General features: G+C 70.6%; 18 protein-coding genes and 1 pseudogene. 7 read left to right on the top strand and 12 right to left on the bottom strand.

Translation table 11 applies throughout. The features are described from left to right. Window positions 1-276: 276 nt before the first annotated feature. Window positions 277-942, top strand: a complete 666-nt coding sequence (locus tag WMF14_RS08510; protein ID WP_437799911.1) for an NADPH-dependent FMN reductase — start codon at window positions 277-279, stop codon at window positions 940-942. A gap of 782 nt (window positions 943-1,724) precedes the next feature. Continuing rightward, window positions 1,725-2,507: a hypothetical protein gene (locus WMF14_RS08505; RefSeq protein ID WP_437799909.1), complete on the top strand. Its 783-nt coding sequence runs from the start codon at window positions 1,725-1,727 to the stop codon at window positions 2,505-2,507. Between the two features lie 225 nt (window positions 2,508-2,732). Here the strand turns inward: WMF14_RS08505 and WMF14_RS08500 are convergent, their stop codons facing one another. The 3 genes from WMF14_RS08500 to WMF14_RS08490 form a co-directional block, all read right to left on the bottom strand. Then, the gene (locus WMF14_RS08500) at window positions 2,733-3,872 is read right to left on the bottom strand and encodes a hypothetical protein (protein WP_437799907.1); all 1,140 of its coding nucleotides are present in this window, start codon (window positions 3,870-3,872) and stop codon (window positions 2,733-2,735) included. Between the two features lie 12 nt (window positions 3,873-3,884). Continuing rightward, on the bottom strand, window positions 3,885-4,463 hold the full coding sequence (locus WMF14_RS08495) for a hypothetical protein (protein WP_437799905.1): 579 nt from the start codon (window positions 4,461-4,463) through the stop codon (window positions 3,885-3,887). Window positions 4,464-5,208: 745 nt separating this feature from the next. Then, window positions 5,209-6,138: a LysR family transcriptional regulator gene (locus WMF14_RS08490; protein ID WP_437799903.1), complete on the bottom strand. Its 930-nt coding sequence runs from the start codon at window positions 6,136-6,138 to the stop codon at window positions 5,209-5,211. Between the two features lie 119 nt (window positions 6,139-6,257). On the opposite strand from WMF14_RS08490, the gene WMF14_RS08485 reads away from it, so the two are divergent. Continuing rightward, complete coding sequence (locus tag WMF14_RS08485) at window positions 6,258-7,166, top strand: NmrA family NAD(P)-binding protein (protein WP_437799901.1); 909 nt, start codon at window positions 6,258-6,260, stop codon at window positions 7,164-7,166. Window positions 7,167-7,395: 229 nt separating this feature from the next. Here WMF14_RS08485 and WMF14_RS08480 read toward each other — a convergent pair whose 3' ends face one another. Together WMF14_RS08480 and WMF14_RS08475 are read right to left on the bottom strand one after the other, a co-directional pair. Next, window positions 7,396-7,980, bottom strand: a complete 585-nt coding sequence (locus tag WMF14_RS08480) for a malonic semialdehyde reductase (protein WP_437328294.1) — start codon at window positions 7,978-7,980, stop codon at window positions 7,396-7,398. 58 nt (window positions 7,981-8,038) lie between these two features. Continuing rightward, window positions 8,039-8,467, bottom strand: coding sequence for a DoxX family protein (locus WMF14_RS08475; RefSeq protein WP_437799899.1), 429 nt, complete (start codon window positions 8,465-8,467; stop codon window positions 8,039-8,041). A gap of 77 nt (window positions 8,468-8,544) precedes the next feature. Between WMF14_RS08475 and WMF14_RS08470 the strand changes: the two genes are divergently transcribed. After that, on the top strand, window positions 8,545-9,531 hold the full coding sequence (locus WMF14_RS08470; RefSeq protein WP_437799897.1) for a LysR family transcriptional regulator: 987 nt from the start codon (window positions 8,545-8,547) through the stop codon (window positions 9,529-9,531). Between the two features lie 29 nt (window positions 9,532-9,560). Here WMF14_RS08470 and WMF14_RS08465 read toward each other — a convergent pair. The 5 genes and pseudogenes from WMF14_RS08465 to WMF14_RS08445 all read right to left on the bottom strand — a co-directional run. Further along, window positions 9,561-9,689 (bottom strand): annotated as a pseudogene (locus tag WMF14_RS08465) (SDR family NAD(P)-dependent oxidoreductase); the annotation flags it as partial. Between the two features lie 23 nt (window positions 9,690-9,712). Beyond that, window positions 9,713-10,615, bottom strand: a complete 903-nt coding sequence (locus tag WMF14_RS08460; protein WP_437799895.1) for an SDR family NAD(P)-dependent oxidoreductase — start codon at window positions 10,613-10,615, stop codon at window positions 9,713-9,715. 31 nt (window positions 10,616-10,646) lie between these two features. Next, on the bottom strand, window positions 10,647-11,636 hold the full coding sequence (locus tag WMF14_RS08455; RefSeq protein WP_437799893.1) for an AraC family transcriptional regulator ligand-binding domain-containing protein: 990 nt from the start codon (window positions 11,634-11,636) through the stop codon (window positions 10,647-10,649). A gap of 117 nt (window positions 11,637-11,753) precedes the next feature. After that, on the bottom strand, window positions 11,754-12,866 hold the full coding sequence (locus WMF14_RS08450; protein WP_437799891.1) for an ABC transporter substrate-binding protein: 1,113 nt from the start codon (window positions 12,864-12,866) through the stop codon (window positions 11,754-11,756). A 405-nt stretch (window positions 12,867-13,271) separates the two neighbouring features. Next, entirely contained in the window at window positions 13,272-14,540 is a 1,269-nt protein-coding gene (locus WMF14_RS08445) for an FG-GAP repeat domain-containing protein (RefSeq protein WP_437799890.1), read from the bottom strand. Between the two features lie 844 nt (window positions 14,541-15,384). On the opposite strand from WMF14_RS08445, the gene WMF14_RS08440 reads away from it, so the two are divergent. Both WMF14_RS08440 and WMF14_RS08435 read left to right on the top strand, forming a co-directional pair. Continuing rightward, entirely contained in the window at window positions 15,385-16,668 is a 1,284-nt protein-coding gene (locus WMF14_RS08440; protein ID WP_272101194.1) for a glucuronyl esterase domain-containing protein, read from the top strand. 19 nt (window positions 16,669-16,687) lie between these two features. Further along, window positions 16,688-17,767, top strand: a complete 1,080-nt coding sequence (locus tag WMF14_RS08435; protein WP_437799887.1) for a hypothetical protein — start codon at window positions 16,688-16,690, stop codon at window positions 17,765-17,767. Window positions 17,768-17,855: 88 nt separating this feature from the next. Here the strand turns inward: WMF14_RS08435 and WMF14_RS08430 are convergent, their stop codons facing one another. Next, the gene (locus tag WMF14_RS08430) at window positions 17,856-19,367 is read right to left on the bottom strand and encodes a serine/threonine-protein kinase (RefSeq protein WP_272101192.1); all 1,512 of its coding nucleotides are present in this window, start codon (window positions 19,365-19,367) and stop codon (window positions 17,856-17,858) included. Then, a complete protein-coding gene (locus tag WMF14_RS08425) occupies window positions 19,364-21,757 on the bottom strand; it encodes a FecR domain-containing protein (RefSeq protein WP_437799885.1) in 2,394 nt (797 codons plus the stop codon). The genes WMF14_RS08430 and WMF14_RS08425 overlap by 4 nt, the downstream gene beginning before the upstream one ends. A 155-nt stretch (window positions 21,758-21,912) precedes the next feature. Between WMF14_RS08425 and WMF14_RS08420 the strand changes: the two genes are divergently transcribed. Beyond that, on the top strand, window positions 21,913-23,718 hold the full coding sequence (locus WMF14_RS08420) for an OmpA family protein (RefSeq protein WP_437799883.1): 1,806 nt from the start codon (window positions 21,913-21,915) through the stop codon (window positions 23,716-23,718). Window positions 23,719-23,731: the final 13 nt, after the last annotated feature.

Here is a 23,731-nt window from a genome sequence, read left to right as displayed (position 1 = left end):
CCCAAGTGTTCGAGGCAGAGCGAAGATCACCCGGCGGGCCCGATGACGACGTGTCAACGCCTGGCCGGCGTCGAGCAAGGATCTGGCGCCCGACAAGCAAGGACCCCCGAGTGGCACGCTCGTTCCGTTCGCAGCGAGGGGGATCTACTTCTTCGTGCGGCGCGCACCAATTCGTATGCGCCATGGACCTCATGCACACGCTGCATCGCGCCGGGGCGGCCCGGGGCGCGAGCGCGCGCGGGGGCGTGCCCCTGACGACGGATTGACCATTGTCCAATGGATTGGCGCCGCCTCCAGCAGGCGGACATCCCGGGTTTACCCTCGTCGCATCGGGAGATCGTCCTCCTGGGGAGCACCACCATGAAGGTAGCCATCTTGACCGGCAGCGTGAGGAGCGGGAGACAGTCGCACAAGATCGCCCATCACCTGGAGCGGAAGCTCCGGGAACGGGGCGCCGAGGCCGACCTGATCGATCTGGCGGAGACGCCGTTGCCGATCCTGGAGGATCGGTCGGCTCGCCCCCCGCAGCTCCAGGCGACGGTTCAGGGGCTGAGCGCGCGCCTCCGCAGGGCGGACGCGCTCGTGTTCGTGACGCCGGAGTACCACGGGAGCTTCTCGGGCGTGCTGAAGAACGCCCTCGACTATTTCTGGGAGGAGTTCAACAAGAAGCCGATCGGCGTGGTCGCGGTCTCCGCGGGGAGGCTCGGAGGCATCAACGCCTCGACGCAGCTCCAGCACGTGATCCTGAGCCTGGGAGCATTCCCGCTGCCGCTCAAGCTGCTCGTCCCGGAGGTCCAGAACGTCTTTGACGAGTCGCTCCAGCTCAGGAGCGAGCAGGTCGCGAAGACGGCCGACAGGTTCCTCGACGAGTACCTGTGGTTCGCTCAGGCCATCGTCCAGGCGAAGCAGGCCGGCGAGGTCTCCCGGCCTCTGGTCGCATGAGGTCCGTCCGTGAGCTCCTCGACCATCGACTGGCCCCGGTGCCGGGGCTCGTTTCCGCAGAGGCGCGTGCGGGTGGTGGCCGGTACACGCTGAAGACGGGAAGTCCTGACGCCGAGGCGCTGCGGCCTGCGCTTCGCAGCGTGCGCGCTCCCGGGAGCCCGCTAGAGACGCCACCAGCGCAGCTCATTGGCCGCCTCTCGACCGCGGCCCACCCGCCGCGGTCGACCGTAGCGCGGCTCCGCGGCCGCTCCCTCGTATCGAGCGAACCGAGGGCTGAGAGGATACCCGCCGAGCAACTCCGGAAACGACGAGGCGGCGGGCGAGGTCGAGCAGCATTGGACCCAGCACTCGGCTGCGCGTGCAGAACGACGGCAACGTCGTGATCTACGCCACGAACAATATACCGATATGGGCCACCAATACCGGAGGCTTGCGAGCCTCCGCGCCTGTCCACAAGGGACACGGCCGTCGTCGCCGACGCGATCTGCGATCGCTTGGTCCACAACGTGCATATGCTGTCGCCGAAGAGGCCGTCGATCAGGAAGAAGAAAGGGCGCGGGGTGAAGAACACGGTAGAGTTGGGGTGACCATTCCAGCATCCCTCTCGCTTCGAGATGTGGCCAGGTAGGACCCAGATCCCGTCGCTGCGCTCCGAGGGCGGCCGGGCGCTCCTGAACGGGTGGCCGGGCGCTGGCGGAATGGGCGGCCGAGTCGACCCGAATACGCATTCGGCAGCAAATGAGCGTGGCTTGCGCGCGGTGTTTACTGTAAAGGAGGTGAGTATGAATCAGCTTGTGAAATCAGGGGGGACAAGGGGAGCTGCCCGTCAATCAGTCCGAGGGGCTCTCGTCGCGGGCAGTGGGCCTGCTCCGCGCGCAACGAGCAGCGCCATACCGCGCATCCTCGGGGGCATCGCGATCGTCGGTGCGCTCCCTCTAGCGTATTGGCTCGGCACCCGCACGGCGACGGCCGATCGTCCGGCGCTCGCGGCGCGGGAGTCCGGCACGCCGGATCGCAGCGTCGCCGCACCTATCAAGAAACCGCCCGTGATCCCAGCTGCGCCCGATGTCGTGCGCGAGGGATCCCCCGCCGATCCCGAGTTGGCTGTCAGCGCGCCGCCCTCCGAGCCTCTGGAACCACCGCAACAGGAGCCGTCGGCGCTTGAGCACCGCGATCGGGTTGTGGCTGAGTTGCGCGCCTCCGGCGTGGACCGTCGCCTGGGCGCGCCGGCATCGACGGTTGTCAAAGGGTGGTCGAGCAAGCTCGCGCAGTTCGCGGTCGGCGGGTCGTTCGACCGGGAGGAGTGCTACGCGAAGGGCTGCTTCGTGACCATCGTCCATCCATCGCTGCAGGACGCGGAGAAGGCCACCGACATCATCACCCGCACCGGCGAATTCAATGGCTGGCAAGCGGGCAAGATGCGCAGCGGTCCGATCGCTCACGACGATGGTCGCGTAGAACTCACGTGGGTGATGTATCCACCACCGCCCGACGGCCATGTGCTCCTCGAGACGCTACCCCCGGACAACTTCGAGGAGTTGATGCGGCGCGGCTCCCCCCAGTGAGGAGCGCTCCCCTCTGCGTGGCCGTGAGCGTCGGGCGCCTGTCTGGAGGCCCTTGGCGGGGGTGCGACGCCGCGGCGCACCTGGTCGCTCAGGTGCTTCCCGGCGTCCCGGTGGGGCGAGGGGGTGCTGACGGCGCCGCACGAAGTCTGTCGCGTGCTCGGGCTCCGACCGGACGCGCTGGCCGCGTCTGCTTGTCTCAGCCCTGCTTGTCCAACCCTCCCGCGGCTAGATGCCGTTGTCGTCTACTGGAGACACGCTCACGGTGGAGGTGATCCCTTCGAGCGTCACGTTCGACGGCAGCCTGCACATGACACCGACCTGCACCTCGGGACCGATCAGCGTCTTGTAGACGTCAAGACGCACTCGACGGGTGAGGCCGGCTACCTTTGTAAATGATGCGGATTCGGACGTGCTCCCATCCCGGGTGACCCAGGTGAGCTTGCAGTCTGGGCAGGTGCCGCCGGCGACGCAGCCCGACAGGGCGGTGCCTCCCGAGTATTGAACGTTGGTGAACGAGATGAACCGGTTGTGCTCGGCGGAGTCGTCCGCGGGCGGAGTGATGGGACAGAACACGTCCAGCTCCGAAGACGACGAATTGGTGATCCCGGACTCGCTGCGGGTGATCCCCGAGACCCCGCTCGCGGTGGTGGCCGCCGAACACTCGATGCCGCTGACCTGGACGTTGTTCCAAATCGGCGTGAGATCCCAGGGATCGGGGAACGTCGACGGCAGCGCATCGGGATTGTGAAGGGAGTCGCAGTTGTCAGCGAGCTGACACAGCATGACCTTGTAGCCGAGTATCGCCGTGAGGGTCGGCAAGACGCAGTTATAATCCAGGCTAGCCGCGGTCAAGCCCTCGTTGGCTTCCAGCGTGTGCGTCGCGTCGCTCCCCCAGAAGCTGCCAAAGGAATTGGGGTTGGAGTAGTTTGACGCGTCCGCGAGCTTGATCTCGCCGCTCCCGATACCACCGGTGTTGCTCACCGTTGTGCTGTAGTACTTGGATCCATTATGGGCTTGCATCCCGGCGTAGCAGCTGACGGTGCGGGACGGGGCAAAGGACTGCCGCTGGAAATTCACGACCGCCAGCATGGCCTCCGCCCATTCATTGGCATCGAAGGTGTAGGTGCCAGGACCATTGGACCCCCAGCGACTGGCCAGGGAAATCGGACAGATGACCGTCCGATTCGACGCGGTGGTGTTGAGGAGGGCGCCGCTGCTGTAGACTACGCGATCGTCCGAGAGCGGTGTCGCGAAGTGACATGCCGCCCCACCGTCCTTCAGCAGCCAGTTCTTGTGCGTGGCCGACGCTACCCCGGCGAACAGGAAGCAAACACCAAACAACGCTAGCATCGCGGGCTTTTTCATGGTGTTCACCTGTCAGTTCGGGATGACCGCGCTCATGTAATAGTTGATGGTGGTCAAATTGGGAGCATTGCAGGTCAGGCCCCAGTTCATCGTGGATTGGGAGCCGAATTCATTGAAGAAATACATGCTTCCGCTCCCTGTCCACGAGTTCGGCCCCGGGGTGGTGCAGCCCTGAGCCGGGTCCGCCGAGCACGCGTAACGCGTGACTCCATAAGAGATGGATCCGTTGGTTGCCTTCTCGAACTGGCGGCAGCTCACCGACGCAGTGTTGGCAGCATCATACACCTTCACCACGGTTGCCACAGGGTCGACGTAGGTTGGATCATCGCTGGCTACTCCGTAGTAAGCCGTTGACCGCCGCGTGATGGGGCAGAACACCGTGACCCCTCCAGGGGCCGAGGTAAGGATTCCCCCTGCGCTGCGTTGAAGATACACCTCGTCACTCGATGTTCCAGCGACGCATCGACTGCCGCTCATGTTCACGTTGTTGTCCCCCCGGGTGTAGATGAAGTTGACCGGTGCCGCGTCCACCCCAACCGCCAGGGTGCTGACCACGCCGAGCGTCAGCGCCTGCATTTGTAATTTCATCATGTCCTCCTTCGGATTCCCTTCCCACGTGCGAACCCCGAAAAACGACCGGGCCCCGCCTTCGTAGCCGCACGGTTTCGCATCTGGCGCACAGGTTCTTCGTGAGACCTCGGAGAGGCGCTTCCGACGTTGCGTGTTGCCCGTTGCTGCACCTGATGCGCTTGCCAGCTGGTGTCCATTGAAGAATGGCGAGCGACACGCGCCAGAGGGCGTGGTCGCGGGGAGCTCCAGCATCCCGCGTGCCAGACGCCGAGGAGAGCTGAGCCCGAGGGGCGCTCGCCTCCGCCGCCGGGGCGTCAGCGGCGCGTGAGGGGCTGGCAGTGCAGCCGTCGCCTGGGAACAGCTCCAGCCAAGCAACAGGCGGTAGTGCTGTCATTTGAACATGAAGGCGGTAAGGCGGGAAGAAAATCTCAATGATCTTCCCGCCTTACCGCCTTCATGTGAACCCTCTCTGGGCAAATGACAGCACCACCCAACAGGCGTAGAGAATGTTGCCGTCGCTGATCACGGAGCATGTCACGGTGCGGGTGTGACATGTCACGGTGCGGGCGTGACATGTCACGGTGCGGGCGTGACATGTCACGGGACAGGCGTGACATGTCACGGTGCAGGTCGTGAGCGGAAGGGACTGGCTCGTCGGGAGCACGGTTTCAAATCACGATCGCCAAGAGGCTCGGGAGACTGAAGTCACTGACGAGCGCCCTCGCTCATTTCGGCGCCTCTCGCCTGAAGCCGCTCTCCCCCGGACCTACAGCGGCCGGAGCCCGGATGCGCGCGCGGCGTCCTGCAGGAGCCCTCGAAGCCAGACGTGCCTCGGATCTCGCTCGTGTCCGGGGTACCAGACCATCTGCATCTCGATGGCCGGCAGCTCGAGCGGCGCCGCGCGCACGACGAGCTCGAGCTCCTTGGCGCGCGCGAGCGCGAAGCTCCGGGGGAGGATCGCGATCCGGTCGGACGCGACGAGGAGCGGGACCGCGAGCGCAAACGTGGTCACGACGCGGGTCACGCGCCGGGTGAGGCCCCGCGCGGCGAGCCGATCGTCCACCACGCCCCGGCGGGAGGCGGCGAGCGGCGCGACCATGACGTGCTCGGCCCCCGCGAAGCGACGCGCCGTCCAGGGGCCCTTCGCGAGCGGGTGCCCCTTCCGGAGCACACAGACGAAGTCGTCGGCGAAGAGCTCCTCGGCGCACAAGCCCCGCGCGCGCGACGTGTCCGGGATGACGGCGATCCCGCCGTGATCTCGCAAGAACACCTCGACCTCGACCGTGACCGTCCGCACGGACAGGCTCGCCCTCGGCGCGCGCTCGGCGAGGAGCCGGTCGAGCGTCGGCAGGAGGACCTCGGCCACCCTGTCCGATGTGGTGACCGTGAACTCTCCGTCGTACGTGCCAGGATCGAACGGAGCGCTCACGTCGAAGAGGCGCTCCGCCGCGGCCAGGACCTCGCGCGCCGGGCCCCTCAATGCCTCGGCCAGCGGCGTCCTCACGAGCGCTCGTCCCGCCCGGACCAGCAGGGGATCGTCGAAGTCGTCACGAAGCCGACGTAACGCGTTGCTCGCCGCTGCCGGCGTGATCCCCAGCTTCCGCGCGGCGCGAGCGACGTGGGCCTCCTCGAGCAGGAAATGGAGGGCGCGCGCGTGGTTGAGATCGAACGCGGAGACATTCACGTCGTGAAGCATACGCCTGTCGAGCATCAACTTCCACGAAGGTCTGCGGCGCCGTACGGTCTTCCCATGACAGCGGCGCTCGTTGCTCGCGGAGAGCACGAGCTGCCGTGATGCCTATCGAGGAGACGACCATGGCAAGGAAGGTAATCGGCGTGATCGGCGGCACGGGCGCTCAGGGCGGCGGCGTGGTGAACGCGCTGCTCGCCCGGGGCGATTTCACGGTGCGGGTGGCGAGCCGCAACCCCGCGAGCGACGCGGCGCGAGCGCTCGCCGCGCGCGGCGTCGAGCTCGTCAAGGCGGACTTGCTCGATCCCGAGAGCCTCGTCCCTGCGCTCGCGGGCGCGCACGGCGCCTTCGTGGTCACCAACTTCTGGGACCCGAGCCAGGGGGCGCGCGAGACCGAGATCGGCGCCAAAGCCGTGAGGGCGGCGCGGGCGGCCGGAGTCGAGCACCTCATCTGGTCCACGTTGCCGGACGTCGCCAGGGTGAGCGGCGGGCGCTACAACGTGGCTCATTTCACGGGCAAGGCCCGGGTCGACGACGTGGTCCGGAGCGCCGGCTTCTCGCGCCACACGTTCGTGCAGGCGCCCTTCTATTTCCAGAACTTCCTCTCGTCAATGGCGCCGCAACCGCTCCCGAGCGGCCGGCGCGGCTGGGCGGTGCCGATGAATCCCGCGCTGCGCGTCATCCATGCCGGCGATCCCGCCGACGTGGGGCGGGCCGCCGCCGCCGCGTTCGGCGCGGGAGACAGGTTGCCGGATGGGAGCGTGCTCGCCGTGAGCGGCGGCGCCTGTTCGTGGGACGATTTCGCCGGCACCCTCAATGCGCTCGGGCACCGCGTGGAGGCGGCGCAGGTGCCGGCGGAGGTCTACGACGGCTTCTATCCCGGCGCGCGCGAGATACGCGAGATGTTCGAGTACTTCGCGGAGCACACCTACTTCGGCCCGCAGCACGAGGCGCACATCGCCGCCGCGAACGCGCTCGTGCCCGGCGGCTTCACGACGTTCGCCGACTGGGCGCGCGTGCAGTTGAGGCCCTGACACGTCCATCAGGTCGGCTGCCCGGGAATCTGAAGCGCCGCAACATTCGCGTGAACGCCATCGGCCCCGGCGTGGTCATCACACCGGCGTACAAGGGGACGGGGATGACCGATGAGCAGAGTCGGCCCACTCCGCTCTCGTCGCCACGGAAGGTACATCGCGCAGATGGAGGCGAGACAGACGCCGCGCGGCAGCAGCATCGCGCAGACCCCCGGCGGGGGCCGGTCGACTACGCGATACGGCAGGCCTCTTCGAAATCGAGGCGCGGGTTGCGCGGGTAGAGCTTCGCCGGATCGCCGTGGCCCAGGTTGATGAGGAGGATCGATTTCCAGGGCACGTCGGCGAGGAACGCGGCGTCGACTTTCTCCCGGTCGAAGCCGCCCATCGGCCCGCAGTCGAGCCCGAGCGCGCGGGCCGCGAGGATCAGGTAGCCGGCCTGGAGCGAGGCGTTCTGGAGGAGAAAGAAGTCGCGCTGCTCCTGCGGCATCGCGGCGAGGGCCTCGCCCATCGTCGGGCGCGCCGGGAAGAGCTTCGGCATCTTCTCGTGAAAGCGCGTGTCGTGGGCGATGATCGCGGTGACGGGCGCGCTCATGGTCTTCTCGACGTTGCCCTCCGCGAGGCAGGGGCGCAGGCGCTCCTTGGCCTCGGGGCTCTTCACGAAGACGATCCGCGCCGGCACGCTGTTGGCCGCGGTCGGGCCGAGGCGCAGGGCCTCGTAGAGGCGGTGCAGGGTCGCGTCGTCGATGGGCTCGGCGAGCCAGCCGTTGTGGGTGCGGGCTTCGAGGAGGACTTGCTGGAGGAGTTGGTCGCTCATGATGCTTGCTCGGTGGTACGTGGGTGAGGTGGGGCGAGTCGTTCTGTGAGATCCCGCCTCAGGTCGCGAGCGCGTGCTCGCCGACGCGGGCCTCGGTCTCGGGCTTCGGGGCGCTCGCGAGCCTGCGGCTCCCGGGGCGCAGCGCCCAGGAGGCGGCGGCGATGGCGACGAGGAAGAGGGGCGTGATCACCTTGCCGGCGCCGTCGCCCATCGCGGCGTGGGAGGCAGCGGCGCCCGTGAGATCGAAGAAGATGCCGGCGTACGCCCACTCCTTGAGGCGCGGGAAGCGCGGGGCGACAAGGGCGACGGCGCCGAGCACCTTCCATACGCCGAGGAGGGTGGCGAAGTAGGCCGGGTAGCCGAGGTGCGCCATGCCCTCGAGGACCTGGGGGGAACCAGAGAGATCGGCGAGCCCGCCTGCGGCGAAGGCGAAGCCGAGGAGGCCCGTCGCGATCCAGTAGCCGATGGTGCGTGCCTTGTCGTTCATGAGCGGGCATTCTGAGGCCTGGACACGCCTGCAACAATGCATCAACAGTTGGAAGCATCTGCCAGGATTTGATCCAGATGGACGACCCCCTCGAGACCTCCGAGCTCCTCGCCTTCTCGAAGACCGTGGAGGCCCGATCCCTGTCCCGCGCCGCCGCCGAGCTCGGCGTCCCTCGCGCCACCATCAGCCGCCGCCTCGCGCGGCTGGAGGAGCGGCTCGGCGTGCGCTTGCTCCGCCGGACGACGCGCAGCCTCGCCCTCACCGACGCGGGCGAGGCGCTCTACCGCCACGCCCGCATCGTGCTCGACGCCGTCCACCACGCCGAGGCGAGCGTGCGCAAGGCCGACGGCGCCGTGCGCGGCGAGCTGCGCGTCTCGGTGCCGCCGATGATGGACACGAGCTTCAACGCGATGATCTGCGATTTTGGGCGGCGCTACCCCGAGGTCCGCCTCCACGTCCACAGCGCGACCCAGTACGTCGACCTCCAGCGCGGCGGCTACGACGTCGCGCTCCGCGCGAGCAGCGCGCTCGAGCCCGGCCTCGTCGCCCGGACGCTGGCGCGCATGCCGCTCCTCGCGGTCGCCTCGCCCGCGTACCTCGAGGCCCGCGGCACGCCGCGCACGCGCCGCGATCTGCGGAGCCACCGCTGCATGATGGGCTTCGCCCGCGGGGAGCTGCCGCAGACGCACTGGCCGTCCTCCGGCGGTAAGTTCCAGGTCGAGGGCGCGCTCTTCACGAACGACCTCCTCCTGCTCTGCGACGCCGCGCTCCAGGGCCTCGGCATCGCGCTCTTGCCGCAGCAGGTCGTGCGCCCTCACCTCGAGAGCGGCGCCCTCCGGCACGTGCTGCCAGGCGCGATCCAGGCGGACTCGCACATCGCGGTGGTCTACGCGGAGCGGGAGTTCATGCCGCCGCAGCTCCGCGCCTTCATCGACGCGGTGATGGCGTGGGGAGGGGAGAATCTCCTCCCGCGGGCGGACGCGCCGAAGCCGAAGCGGGCGGCGAAGAGCGGCCTGCGCCCGCGCTCGAGATCGCCCGGCGGCGCCCGGCGCGCCTCCGGATAGCCTCGCCCCGCAGGCTGTACGACCCGTGCGCGCTCGGCGTTGCGGCCGTGCACGACGACCTCGACGCCCTCGCGCGCCAGGAGCCGCGCCGTCTCCGCGCCGATGCCCGAGCTCGACCCGGTGACGAGCGCGCGCTTGTCTTTCAGATGAAGTTCCATGGTGTCCTCGCTTTGCGCCCTCGTCAGTCGTGGTGCAGCTTCAGCATCGCTCGCCCCACGTCGGTGTCGGCAAAGTCGGGTATGCCGTCGGCGTCGGTGCTCGCGCTGAGGGCCCGGTGGGCATCATCGCTGGCGCCGAGCTCCTGCAGCGTCAGCTTGGCGAGCACGTACGCGTCGCTCCCCAGCAGCAGGCGCCGCGGCTGCCTGTCCATCGACGCGAGCTCGAGCAGCGCCTTCGCGGCCTTCTCGGGCACGCCGCGCGCCGCGCCGGGGTTGCCCCGGAGCCGCTTGTTGGTCGCGCCCACGGTGGCTTCGTAGTCGAGCTGCGACGGGTAGATCGTCATCGAGCTGCCAGCCCAGTCGGTGCCAAAGCCGCCCGGCTCGACGATGGTGACCTGGATGCCGAGCGGCGCGACCTCGTTGAGGACGACCTCGCTGAAGCCCGCGACGGCGAACTTCGCCGCCTGGTACGCGCTCAGCCCCGGCGTGCCGCCGCGCCGTCCGCCGATGGAGCTGATCTGCAGGATACGCCCGCTGCGCTGCGCGCGCATCACGGGCAGCACCGCGCGCGTGACATGTACGACGCCGTAGAAATTGGCGTCGATCTGCGCGCGGAAATCGTCGAGCGGGATATCTTCAGCCGAGTCGACGTTCGCGTAACCCGCATTGTTGACGAGCACGTCGATGCGACCGAAGGCGTCGACCGCTTCCTTGACCGCGCGCACGGCCTGCTCGGGCTGCGTGACGTCGAGCGCCACCGTCTTCACGCGGTCGCCGTGCTGTTTCACGAGGTCATCGAGATCGGCGGGCTTGCGCGCCGAGGCGACGACGCGGTGCCCGGCGGCGAGCACGGCCAGGGCGAGGGCGCGGCCGAGCCCCCGCGAGCTTCCGGTGATGAACCATACTTGCGAGTTGTTCTCCGTCATGCACGAAACATCGTGCGCGAGGCGCCAGCGATCAAATCCGATCGCGCCACAAATGAATCGAATCGCGCCAGCGGTTCGGGGTCGTCCCCTCCCAGGCTCGGAACGCCCGCGTGAAGGAGTTGACCTCGTCGAAGCCGAGCAGGAAGGCGATCTCGTTGATGTCGACGTCGTCGGTGCGCAGGAGGCGCAGCGCGGCGTGGTGCCGGACCTCGTCGAGCACGCGCTGATAGCTGACCCCCAGCTCGCCCAGGCGCCGCTGTAACGTGCGCGTGCTGAGCGACAGCTCGCGCGCCACCTTCGCGATGCTCGGCCGCTCGCCTGCCATGCGGCGAGCGACCACCGCGCGGACCTGCTCGACGAACGAACCATGCTCGAGGGGCGCGAGCCTCTGGTCGAGGCTGGGGACGAGCACCTGCAACAGGTCGGCGTTGTGCGTGATGAACGGCGTCGTCAGGAGGCGCGCCTCGAGGACGAGCGCGTCGCGCTTCGCGCGGAACCGCAGCGGACAGCCGAAGAAACGCAGCAGCATCGGCTCGTCGCTGCGCGCGCGAGAGAGCTCGACGCGCTTCGGCGCGAGGGCGAGGCCGCTGCCTCGCTGCAAGAGCACGAGGAGCGAGGCGAGCGATGCGTCGACCAGGCGCGGGGGCATGGGGCCTGGCGCGTGCTGGTAGGTCGTGTGGATCGCCACCTCTTTCCCCGTCGTGTCGATGGCCATGTCCTTCGGCCCGCAAAGCCGCTTGTAGCGGGCGAGCTTGGTCAAGGCGGTGCCGAGGTCGGGAGAGTGCAGCGCCGCGAGCGACGAGACGTCGTACTCGTGCACCTGCGTCTCCATCGCCAGACGAAGCCCGACGTCGTGCGGCGACGACGCGCCGAGCGCTTCCCAGAAGGTGAAAAACTGCGCGGTGCTCAGCTCGCCGCTGGACGGCGCCCGCGCGGCGGCGGTCGCATGAGGCACGTTCGCGCCGAGGCGCGCGAGCCGAGCGCGCACCGCTGACGAGAGGCGGACGACGTCACCGTTCACCGCGAAAAACCTACCGAGATCGAGCCGTCACGACCAGTCCGATCGCGCCACCCCGCTGGGTTGCGGGGCCATGTCGGCTTCGAGCGGCGCCTCCGGCCGTCGGAGCTCCGTGCCCTCTCAGCCGGCGTGAAGGATCCGAAAGCGATCGGGCTCCGCCGGATCTCGATCAACGACTTGGACCGGCGGCCAAGCCCACTGCCAAACGCTGATCCCTGGCGTGCGGGAGAGCTGGATCTGCCCGCGGGTGCCTTCGACCGCGACGCGCGCCCAGGATTCGGCGGCGCGTGCCCGGTCCGCGCCTTGAGAACGCAGCACATCGGCGAGGACGGCGACCGTGTCGTAGCCCTCGAAGGCGACGAAGGAGGGCGCTTCGGCCAGCCGCTCGCGCAGGGCCGTCTCGACTCGGGCACCGAGCGGGCTGAGGCGCTCGGGCCGGTAGCGCAAGAACGGGATCGCGGCGCCGTCGCCGCCCAGCAACGTCGCCCATTCGGCGAACTCCGGTTGCCCGGCCGGAGCACCCATCATGATCTCGGCGAGGCGCCGGTCGCGGCGGACAGACTTGACGATCGACACCGCCGGCTCCGGGTAGCCGACCAGAAGAAGGAGGGCTGTCGCGCGACTGTCGACGAGCTCGTCGCACATGGCCGCGGGGGCGAGCGCGCGCATGTCGAGCTCGATGACGGTGCCGCCGCGTGGAGCGAGGTAGTCCCGCAGGATGCGGGCGCCAGACGCCCAGTAGACGCTCGAATCAGCTGCTACGGCGATGCGCCTGTGGCCCGCGCCGAGGAGGAATTTCGCGTAGATCCGCCAGCCGTGGGACTGCGCCGGGGCGAGGCGCGCGACCCATTCCGTTGGCTGTTCGGTGAGCGCGTCGAGCACCGCTGACGAGCAGAGGAACGGCAGGCCGAGGGCGTCGGCCCTGGCGGCAGCGGCGCGAGCGACGACGCTGTGATACTCCCCCGCCAAGGCAGCCACGCCCAGGCGAGCCAGCTCATCGACGGCCGCCGCGGCCCTCTGTGGATCAGCCGCGGTGTCTCGGACCACCAGCTCGAGGGGTCTTCCGACGATCCCGCCGGCGTCATTGACTTCGCGAACGGCCAGCTCGAGTCCAGCGAGCAAGTGCCGGCCCGCCTCGATCCAGCCGGGCCGAGTTAGCGGAACGAGAGCGCCGATCTGGACGGATGATCCGTCGGTCTGCTCCGCTCCAGGTGGCGACAGCGGCGTATTCATGTGGTGTCATCTCCCCTATGGCGCGGGTGAGGCATCATGTGCGGCGGGCGGTCGGGACCTCGTAGCCGAACGAGCCGTGCTCATCGAGGTGGTAGGCGGAGACGTCACGGTCGATCTTCCGCCGGGCAGCCGCCGGAGGCCGGTCTCGTCGAGCTGCCCGAGGGAGCCCTCGATCAGCGTGCGCGCGCGTGCGAGCGCGTCCTCCCGGCGGGCGATGCGCTCCGGGTGCAGCCGGGCCCGCGTCTGGCGCAACACCTGTTGGCGATCGAGCATAGGCGGCGACTATACCCCGGCGCGGCTCCCGTCGGCCGCCTCGCGCGAACCGCTCGGCCTCGGCGGGGCCGGGCTTCGATGGGCGCTGTGAATGCCGCGCTGCAAAGGCGAGCTTCTCGCGAGGAGCCTGCCCTAGCGTTGTAGGAAGACGAAAGCGCCCTTCTTGTTCGAGATGACGATGTCCGGCCGGCCGTCTCCGTTGCCGTCCGCGACCGTGAGCTGGGTGCCTACCCCCGAATCGTCATCGACGAGAACGGGCTGGAAGTCGACGCGTTCCGCCGCTCGCGCCTGCTCGAACCAGTAAAGCCGGGCCGGCGCGTCGAAGTCCGGCATGCCGTCAGGCAGATGACCCCAGAAGCGCTCGCCGCTCACGAGGTCCTGGAGCCGGTCACCGTCGATGTCGGCGTGAGCGAGCGCGTGCGGCTCGTGCATGAGCACGCTCGACGCGGCATCGGGTGTGGTCCCCGGAACGACGACGTGCTCCACGAACGCAGCGCCGGCCGCGTTCGGAACCTGCTCGAACCAGGAGAGCCCGTAGCCGTGAGCGGCGAGCGTGGCCGCTATGTCCGCGTCCCCGTCGCCGTCCACGTCGACCACCGGCATCTGCGCTCCCCCGGCACCGAACGGCTGCTCGACGCGCGTGAACGGCAAGCCGTCGGGCGACTCTGGGCTCCGCGTGAAGTAGCCGCTCGCCTCGACCAAGTCGCTTGCGCCGTCCCCGTTGACGTCGCCTGCACCGAGGCCGTGCGTGAACGCGCCGTACCCCCGATTCTCGGTGAGCGCCCGGAAGACCCATGGCTCGGTCGGGTCCACGCCGGGCGACGACGTTCCGAGCACGCCCCCCGACATGTGCACGAGCTCGGGCGCGCCATCGCCGGTGATGTCGGCGAACAGCGGCGATTCGTTGTCGATCGGCCACGGCAGCGTGTCGTGACGAGCCCAGAGCGCGTCGCCGCCGCGCGGGTTCTGGTACCAAGCCGCGGGCGCACCCGGAAAGCCGACGACGAGGACGTCGGTGAACCCGTCGTGGTCGAAGTCGTAGGGGAACTCGAAAAAGCAATCCGAGTAGCCGTGCGGATCGAAGGCTTCCCTCGGCCACACGGGATGGCTCGTGCCATACCCCGGACCCTCGTACCAATCCGGGCCCGCGATGACATCCGTCACCCCGTCGTGATTGAAGTCCGCAAAGCTCGCCCCCTCGCAGGTGAACTCGCGGTGCAGCGTGATCTTCACGAAGCGTGCGTCGAGGGCGGCCTCACGCGGGAGCGGTGGAGGCGCGGTGGCGGTGCCCGCGGGCGGCGCGTCGGAGCCCGCGTCGACGGGCGCGCGCGAGGATTCGCCCGCGCAGGCGATGACCAAGGCGAGCGGTGTGCAGCGCAATAACCTTATTCCCGAAGCCATCTCCGAGCGCTTAGCACATCGTGGTAGAATCGGCTCTTGGCCGCGTTCACCTTGAGCCGCAGCCGGCCCTCGATGAAGAGATCGCTGCGCCCTATGCCGGCGGGCCACTCACCACGGTGTGGGCAGACGAATACATCTTTCATCGGCGACTCGCCGAACGTCTGCGAGAACTCGCTCGTGCATCTGACTACCTTCGCGTAGAAGGCAAAGTATTCTTTCATCGTGCCATCAAGGGTCCAATAGGGAATCGGCTTCGGCTTGCTCCTGGCCCCGGGCGTGGGCGAAGGGGACGATGACCAGCAGAGGCCCGAGGGATCGAGGCCATCGAAAAGGACGCAGAGAGCTCGTTCGGTGGCAGGCCGTCGAAGCAGCGCACCAGCTGCACGCCCGGCGCATCCCACAAGAATCGACATTTCGCAAGAGCCGAGAACAGTCCACCTGAGCGGCACGTGCAGCGCACGCTTGTTACGAAAAGTAGCACAAAATCAGCTTGAAGACGACCGGCAAAGTGGGGAATAACTTCGGCGGCACTCGCGGGTCGGGCCCTCGTCCGCCATCCCATCGCCCGACCCCGGCGTGAGCCTGCTTCACGACCCCCTCACGAGGAGCGCTCAACATGCGTCTACGCACTGCACGTCCCACGATCTCTTTGGCCTTGTTCGCAGCGCTGCCTTGGATGCTTGCCGCCTGCGCCACCGGAGGCGAATCGGATCCTGTCGGTTCAGGAGGAAGCTCTGCAGTCGGCACGGGGGGCGGCACCGACACCGGCACCGGAGGGACGCCGACGGGCACTGGTGGACCGTCCTCTTCTTCGGGCGGTACCCCGACCGGGACGGGCGGCGACGTGACGACGGGCGAAGCCAGCACCGGTGGCGGGGGCCCGGCCGGAACGGGCGGAGCGCCGGGAACCGGTGGTGCCGGGGGCAGCGGCGACGGCGGCAACGCCGTGAGCGCCGAGTGGGGCGAGGTGGAAAACCCTGGAGCCGGGTGCACCGTCGGACCGATGCCGAGCGTCGCTTCGCTCACGGCGAACTCGAAGCTGCCGGACCCCTTCAAGAAGATGGACGGCAACCGCATCGCCAGCAAGAGCGAGTGGGCCTGCCGGCGCGAAGAGATCCTCCAGCAAGCCTACAAGTTCATCTACGGCGACAAGCCCGTCCCGGCAAAGGGATCCGTGTCCGGTACCGTGAGCAACAGCAGGATCACGGTCGAGGTCAAGGATGGCAGCGGCAGCGCCTCGTTCAACCTCACCGTGAACATGAACGGGGCGACTGCGCCCGCCCCGGCGATCATCGGCTACGGCGGCCTGAGCGGCATGCCAGTTCCGAGCGGCGTCGCGACGATCACCTTCACCGCGGTCGAGTCGCAAGGCACCAGCGGCGCGAAGAACGGGCCGTTCTACAGCGTGTACGGTTCGGACCATCCCGCGGGTTACCTCACGGCGCAGGCCTGGCAGATCAGTCGCGTCCTCGACGTCCTGGAGCAGAACCCCGGCGTCATCGATCCACGCCGGGTGGGTGTGACGGGTTGCTCACGCTGGGGCAAGGGTGCCTTCGTCGCCGGCGTGCTCGACAACCGCATCGCCTTGACCATCCCGGTGGAGTCGGGTCTCGGGGGCACGATAGGCCTGCGCCTCGTCGAGGTGCTCGATAGCTACAGCGGCTCCGAATGGCCCTATCATGGCATCAGCTACGTCCGCTGGCTTTCGGAGGTGGCGCTCGGTCAGTTCACCACGGGCAACAACGCTGGGGCCGACAACACGAACAAGCTGCCCGTCGACATGCACGAGATGATGGGCCTCATCGCTCCACGCGGCCTCTACATCGTGGACAATCCGAGCACCATGTACAACGGGCTCGATCGGAACTCGGCGTGGGTCACCGCCAACGTCGGCAAGATGATCTTCGAGGCGCTCGGCGTCGGAGACCACATCGCCTACACGGGCGCAGGTGGGAGCCACTGCAGCTGGCGCTCGCAGTACACTGCATCCCTCAACGCCATGGTCGACAGGTTCCTGAAGGGCAACGACGGTACGGCGACGGGCAATTTCGCCACGGACCTGCCCAACAAACCCAACCACCTGGACCACATCGACTGGACACCGCCGACGCTCAGCGGCGAGCTTTGATCCAGCAGAGAGGTAGCGTATGAACCCTAGCTCGTTCCTCTCTCTCGGGGTCGCCCTGGCCCTGACGCTGGGCGCTTGCGGCCCTGGTGAAAACGGTGATGCCACGGGCGGCACCGGAGGTGGTGGAGCCTCAGGCGGCACGGTGGGCTCGGGCAGCCAGAGCTCCGCGGGAGGCGCCGGCGGCACGCCGCAAGAGGCCAGCAGCGCCTCATCCGGCGGCGCCAGCGGCGGCGCGACGTCGACCGGCGGAGCGGGGCCGAGCGGCAGCACCTCCAGCGGCGGTGGATCCGGAGCGGCCACCGGCGGAACGTCGGGGTCGGGCGGCGCTCCGGGTGGCGACTGCACGCGCGAGCTCTTGGATGGCCTCCTGGACAACTACTTCGCCGCCCTCGCTGCCGGGGATCCTTCCAGCCTACCCCTGGCAGAAGGCGTGAAGTTCACCGAGAACGGCATGCAGGCCGAGATCGGCACGACGGACTTCTGGAGGGACGCTGGCGAGGTGAAGCATTCGCAGCGTGCCCTGGATACCGAGGCGTGCAGCGCCGGCGCTCAGGCGGTGATCCCGGAAGGCGGGAGGGATCTTCCCGTCGCCCTCCGCATCAAGGTGGAAGGCTCGGAGCTGACGGAGATCGAGACGATCGTCGTCCGCCCGGGCGACTACACGGCATCGTTCGCGGTCGCCTCGAATCCCGCCGCGATCATCGCCATCTCGGACGAGATCGGTTGGCACGACGAGGTCCCGGAGGCCGAGCGGGCCACCCGGGAAGAGCTGACGAGCTGGATCGACAAGTACTTCCGCGCGTTCCCCTCCGGCGTCTGCGACGTCACGGGAGCCTGCAAGCGCTTGGAGAACGGGGGCGGCAACTTCTCTTGCCGCACCGGAGCATCCTGCAGCGCCGGCGATCCTGGGTCCGGCGGCACCTTCATCCCGCGCGTCATCCTGGCCGACGAGGTGCGCGGCATCGCCATCGGTCTCACCATCTTCGACTTCATGACGGACGGGCATCTGGACATGCATATGATCAAGATGTCCGGCGGTCAGGTGCACGCCGTCCACGCCATCCTGCGCGACACGAACGGCGTGTCCGGCTGGGAGTGATGGCGACCTCCCTCGCGGCTCGCGTCGAACCGCCGCGCGGTCAACGCTCAGCAGGGTACAGCGATACGGGGATTTTCCGACCCGCGGATCAGCGCCCCCGGCGCACCACCCGCGCGATCTTTCGAGACAGCGCGTCCGGCGCGACCGGATAACGCGCCACGTCCGCGGCGCCCGCCGCGACGAGCGCGTTCATCCGGTCCGAGGAGAGCCCGGCAGCGCACACGACGGCGCGCACGCCCGGCGCCGCGCGGCCGAGCGCCTCGAGCAGCGCGCACGCGCCCTCCACGTCGGCGCCGGCGTCGATCACCGCCACGCCCAGCCCCGCCTCGATCAGCGCTGCGGCGTCCGGCACCTCGGCGAGGTGGATCCCCTGCGCGTCGAGCCCGATCTCGCACGCCTCGCTGAGCCCCTGCCCCGCCGGCGCGAGCCGGAGCAGCGCCACAGCGCGCTCCGGCACGGGCGCGAGCTCCGCCGTCTCGCCCTCCGGCCAGGCCTGCGCCCGCTCCGCCCGGTCGCCGAGCGGCGCGCCCGCCTTGCGCGCGGGCAGCCGCCGCGCCTCGGCCTCCCGCGACATCGCCTCGTCGAGCCGCGACCGCGCCGCCGCGGCGCTCTCCGGGCGCTTCTCCGGCAGCTTCGCCAGCAGATCCAGCCGGAGCCGCTCCAGCAGCGGCGGGACCGGCGGAGCCCCGGGCGGCCGCCGCAGCGGCGGCGGGATCGAGAACATGTGCATCGCCATGAGCTCCACCGCCGGGAGGCCGACGAACGGCGCCGCTCCCTGCAACAGCGCCGTCAGGATGCAGCCGCACGCGTACAGATCGGTGCTCGGGCCCACCGCGAGCGAGCGGCACTGCTCCGGGCTCATGTACTCCGGCGTGCCCGCGACCATGTCCTTCGAGGTGAGCGTCGGCCCGGCGTCGAGCGGGTCGTCGAGGTGCGCAAGGCCGAAGTCGACGACCTTGGCGACGCGCTCCCCGTCCTGCTCGGCGAGCAGCACGTTCTCCGGCTTGAGGTCGCGGTGGACGATGCCGCTCGCGTGCGCGGCGCCCACGCCGTCGAGGATGTCCGCGAACAGGGCCGCGACCTCCGCGAGCGGCAGCAGCTCGCGCGACGCCCGGAGCAGCGCGCCGAGCGACTGCCCCTTGAGCAGCTCCATCACGAGGTAGATCGAGCCGTCGCCGCCGTCCTCGTCGCCCCCGAGGTCGAGCACCTTGACCACGTTCCGGTGCACGAGCCGCGACGCGGCGCGCGCCTCGCGGAAGAACCTCCGCCGGCTCTCGGGGAGGATCGCGACGTGCGGGTGCATCGTCTTCACCGCGACCGGAACGCCGAGGAGCACGTGCTCCGCCTCGTAGACCTCCCCCATCCCGCCGGCGCCGAGGAGCCGCACGAGGTTGTACTTCCCGCCAAGGACCCGCCCGGCGCGCGTCCGCTGCCGCGCGTCCGCCCCAGGATCATCCGAGGCGAGCGTCTCCGCGGCTGCAAAGGGGTCGGCGCCCGGTCGAGGCGCGGGCGCCCGCCCGTCCGGCGCCCGCTGGCCCTTCAGCACGGTGCGGTCCGGGTCCCCGGCCGGCGGCGGGCGCTCGCCGTCGCCCGCGCTCACGGCGGCGCCTCGCGGAAGCCCACCGCGATCTGCCCCGTCACCAGGCCCTCACCCTCGTCGCGCCACGGGCTCACCCGCACCGACAGCGCCCCGAAGAGCGCGCCGCCCGCCTCCACGCCCGCCGACAGCCCGCCGAGCACGTCGTCCGCCCTGACCTCCCGGTGGACGAGGTGCAGATCCAGCGCGCCGTGCAGCCGGAGCCACGGCGCCGGATCCGCCGTCGCCCCCGCCAGCAGGAAGCCCTGCACGTCCGGCGTGGCCGGCTCGCCGCCCGCCGCGCCGTCGCCCGCCGCCGCGCCGTCGCCCGCGCCCACCGCCGCGCCGTCGCCCGAGGCGCGGATGCGGGCCCCGGCATCGGCCACCCACGTGAACCGGCCCGCGGCGCCGCCGAGCGCGATCCCGGGCTCGATGCGGACAGGCGGGCTCCCGTCGGCCATGGGCACGCCGAGGCGGAGCGTGGGGCCGAGCTCGAGCTCCGAGCGCCCGAGGCGCAGGACGCGCAGGCGCGCGCCGAACCAGCCGGTGCTGCCCACGCCCGCGCCGTCGCCCTCACCGGCCGGGTTCGAGCGGAGCGCGACGTCGAGGCCCAGCGGGCCGATCGCGCCGCTCGCGCGCACCTGCCCCGCGGCGACCCAGCCGCCCCCGGAGCGCGCCGCGGCCGCGCCGACCGCGGCGACCGAGGGCGGCGTCGGCGCGAGCCAGAGCCCGTCGGCCACCCCGGACATCGGGAGGAGCGGGAGGTACGCGCCCAGCACCGGCGCGGCCGGGGGCGCAGGCGGAGGCGCGGCTCGCGGCGCCTCCGGCGCGGCGGGCAGCTCGGCGTCGCTCGTCGCGATCACGCCGCCGCGGCCGTCGGCGACGTCGAGCCGGACGCGCAGCGGCTCGCCGGGGCGCAGCGCCTCCCGGGGCAGCGGGATCCGCGCCGTCAGGGCGCCGCCGCGATCGCCGCCGGCGAGCGCGACGGAGCGCACCCCCCCCGGCAGGTGGGCGACGAGCCGCGGCGCCACCCGCCGTCCTACGTCGACCCCGGCGAGCCCCTCGAGCTCGACCCGGGCCTCGAGCGCCGGCCCGCCCGGCGTCGTCGTCGATGTCGTCGACGTCGACCCCGCGCGCGAGGCCGAGACCACCGCGCCCACCTTCGTGTACCGGACCGGGAGCGACGTGGCCGCGTCATTCCCACGCTCCGCCGCGGCGCTGCCCCGCTCGCGCAGCCGGAGCGCGCGCGGGGCGCGCTGGAGCAGATCGATGCGCTCGGGGACGGGGCCGAACGGGCCGTCGTCGAGCGAGAGCTCGAGCGCGGGAGACGGCGTGAGCTCGATGATCCCGTACGGGTTCGCGGTGATCTCCTGCGCCGCCGGCACGACGCCCCCGGCGGCCCGCGCGGCGACGAGGTGGAACCTGCGCACCGCGCCCACGCCGAGGTACTCCTCGCGATCGACGACCCGGACCCGGAGGAAATAGGCGCCGGCCGGCATCTTCTCCGCGCGGAACGACAGGACGTCCGGCTTCACCTCCTCGCGGGCGAGGAGATCGTTGAACTCCGCGTCGCGCGCGATCTCGACGCGATAGCCGGCCGCGGCCGGCGCCGGCTTCCACGACGCCGACAGGACGCCGAGCCCCTCCGGGGCGAGCGCGATCTGCGCGGCGTCCGCGGTCGTCCACTCGACAGGCGCCGGCAGCGGGCGCGGGCGCGCGGGCGGCGCCTTGCCAACGAACCGGGTGCCGTGGTCCTTCGGGACCACGACGGAGAGGCCGCCCGACGTGACGCCCGCCTTGCCGTCGAACACCGCGACGGTCGTCCGCTCCCCGCGCCGCTGCACCACCGTGTCCCGCGACGACGCGCTCACGCGGCCGCCCCCGCTCGCGGCGACCTCGACCGACTGTCCCCGCAGCGCGGCGAGCGCGGCCTTCACCTCGCCGTCCGCGAGCTCGACGGCCGCGGGCGGCGTCTTCGATACCCGCGCTCGGCTCGCCGTGCCGTAGATGACGACGAGCGTATTCGGCGCGAGGAGCACCCGAGTCCGGTCCACAAACTCGATATCTGCCCTCCCCTCATCCAGCGTGTTGACGCTCGAGTTCGTGAGCAGCGGCATCCCCTGAGCCGCGGGCGACCAGGCGCCGCCGGCCGGGCGCGCGCGCACGTCCGGGTGCATCGACCGGAGCTTCGCGTCGGGGATCGACGTCACCTCGGCCGGGAGGACCAGCGTGAGCCCCTCGGCGAGCGTCGTGCCCGGGCCGCACGCGACGCGGTTGTACCGCTGGATCAGCGCTGCATGCTTGGACGAGCCGTAGAGGACCGCCGCGATGTCGTCGCACGTCTCTCCCGCCTGCACGCCCCATTGAATGACCGCCTCCGGATATCCGGGCGTCGGCTCTCTGGCGCTCGCCACGCCGACGTATCCAACGTGGATCGCAGCGTGGCCGGCGCAGCCGAGGAGCACCGCGATAGCGACAGACTGGCCATTTGACGGTGCCACGCCGGTGGCACGCTACCGGATCGAGATCGGCGTTGCAAGGGACCAGGCAATAGGATACGAGCAGACCGATGGCGTATTGGTCGGCGCGCGTCATCGCGCCCCTCCTGGCCTCCCCGCTGCTCGTCGCCGCGGCCACGGCTTCCATGCCGGCCGCAGCGCAGGAGGCCACAGCGCTCGACAGGCTCGCTCCCGCGCCCGCGGGCGACGGGCTATCCACTGTCCCTTCTGCCGGCGTATCGGGGGAGCTCCGGCCCGCGGTCGGACTTCTGTTCTCCTATTCTCATCAACCGCTCAGCCTGCGCGGGACCGCGCCTGCCGGCTCGGTAACGTGGGTGGGCCGGCAGGCGATCCTCCACGCGCTCGCGAGCGTCGAGCTCCTGCGGCGGATCAAGCTCGATCTCGACGCGCCGTTCGTGCTCGAGCAGGGCGGCGCGTCCGGCGCGCTCGGGGGCATCCGCGTCACGGCGCCCGCCGGCGGCGCCACCCTCGCCGATCTCCAGGCGGGAGGAAGGGTGACGCTGCTGCCCCAGGAGGGGCTCCGGCCGGCGGCGGCGCTCGGGCTCTCCGTCTGGCTGCCGACGGGAGACGAGGCGGCGTTCGCCGGCGCGGGCGCCGTGCGTTATGCGCCGCGGGTGATCGTGGGGGCCGAGCACCCGGGCTTCCGCTGGTCGGCCTCGGCGGGGGGCCGGTTCCAGAAGGCCTCGTCGGACAGCCTGACGGGCAGCGAGGTCCTCTTCGCCGCGGGCGCGGGCGTCCGCAAAGGCCCGCTGCAGCTCGGGTCGGAGCTCTCCGTCTGGGCCGCCGCCGGCGAGGGTTCGGCGCTCGCGGTCCCGGGGCGCGCGGGGGCCGAGCTCCTGCTCACCGCGCGCTGGTCGCTCGGCCCCCTCACGCTCGACGCGGGCGCGGGCCCCGGCTTCGGGCGGCTGCCCGGCATACCGAAGGCGCGCTTCTTCGCGGCGCTCGGCATCGCGGCGGACGTCGTTCCGTCGGCGCCCCCTGCCGCCGCCCCCGTGGCCTTCGCCGGCGCGCCCGCCGCGGCGAAGGGCGCTCGCGGCGCGGCGCGGGCTGCGCCTCCGGCCGCCGACTTCGACGGGGACTCGGTCCCCGACGCGGAGGACGCCTGCCCCCGGGTCATCGGCGAGGCGCGCCCGCCGGCCGCGGCGGCGGGCGCCCGATCGGCGTTCCGCCGCGGCTGCCCGCCGGACCGGGACGACGACGGGATCTACGATGTCGACGATCGCTGCCCGGACGTGCCGGGGGTCAGCAGCGCGGCCGTCGAAGCGGGACCGGGCGGCGCGGGGTCCGGACCCACGTCCGCGGCCCCCGCGAACGCGGGGTCCCAACCGGCGTCGAAGCACGGGTGCCCTGCGGATACGGACGGCGACGGCATCCCCAACGCCGCGGACGCCTGCCCCTACGAGCGCGGCAAGCCGAGCGAGGATCCCGCGACGCACGGCTGCCCGTTCGCGGTGCGCATCGAGGGCTCGCAGATCGTGATCCTGCAGCAGGTCCAGTTCCGGACGGGCAGGGCCGAGATCGAGCCGGAGAGCTTCGAGCTGCTCTCCGAGGTCGCGGCCGTCCTCGAGGAGCACCCCGAGATCGCCCGGGTCGCGGTCGACGGCCACACGGACAACCAGGGCTCCGCGCAGGCGAACCTGAGCCTCTCGCAGCGCCGCGCGCTCGCCGTCGTCGCGTGGCTGACCGCGCACGGCATCGACGCCCGCCGCCTCGAAGCGCGCGGCTTCGGCGCGCGCCGCCCCCTCGCCGACAACCGCACCCGCGACGGCCGGGCCAAAAACCGCAGGGTGGAGTTCCAGATCCGCAAGCGCACCGACGAGGGCGCGGCAGGCTGGAGGGACGGCCCTCTTGAGTGACGCATCGCCCGCG

It is taken from the genome of Sorangium sp. So ce693 (genome assembly GCF_051521375.1).
GTDB classification, from domain to species: Bacteria; Myxococcota_A; Polyangia; order Polyangiales; family Polyangiaceae; genus Sorangium; species Sorangium atrum.
Note: the sequence above shows the minus strand (reverse complement) of the source record. Positions and strands in the feature narration are given on the sequence as shown.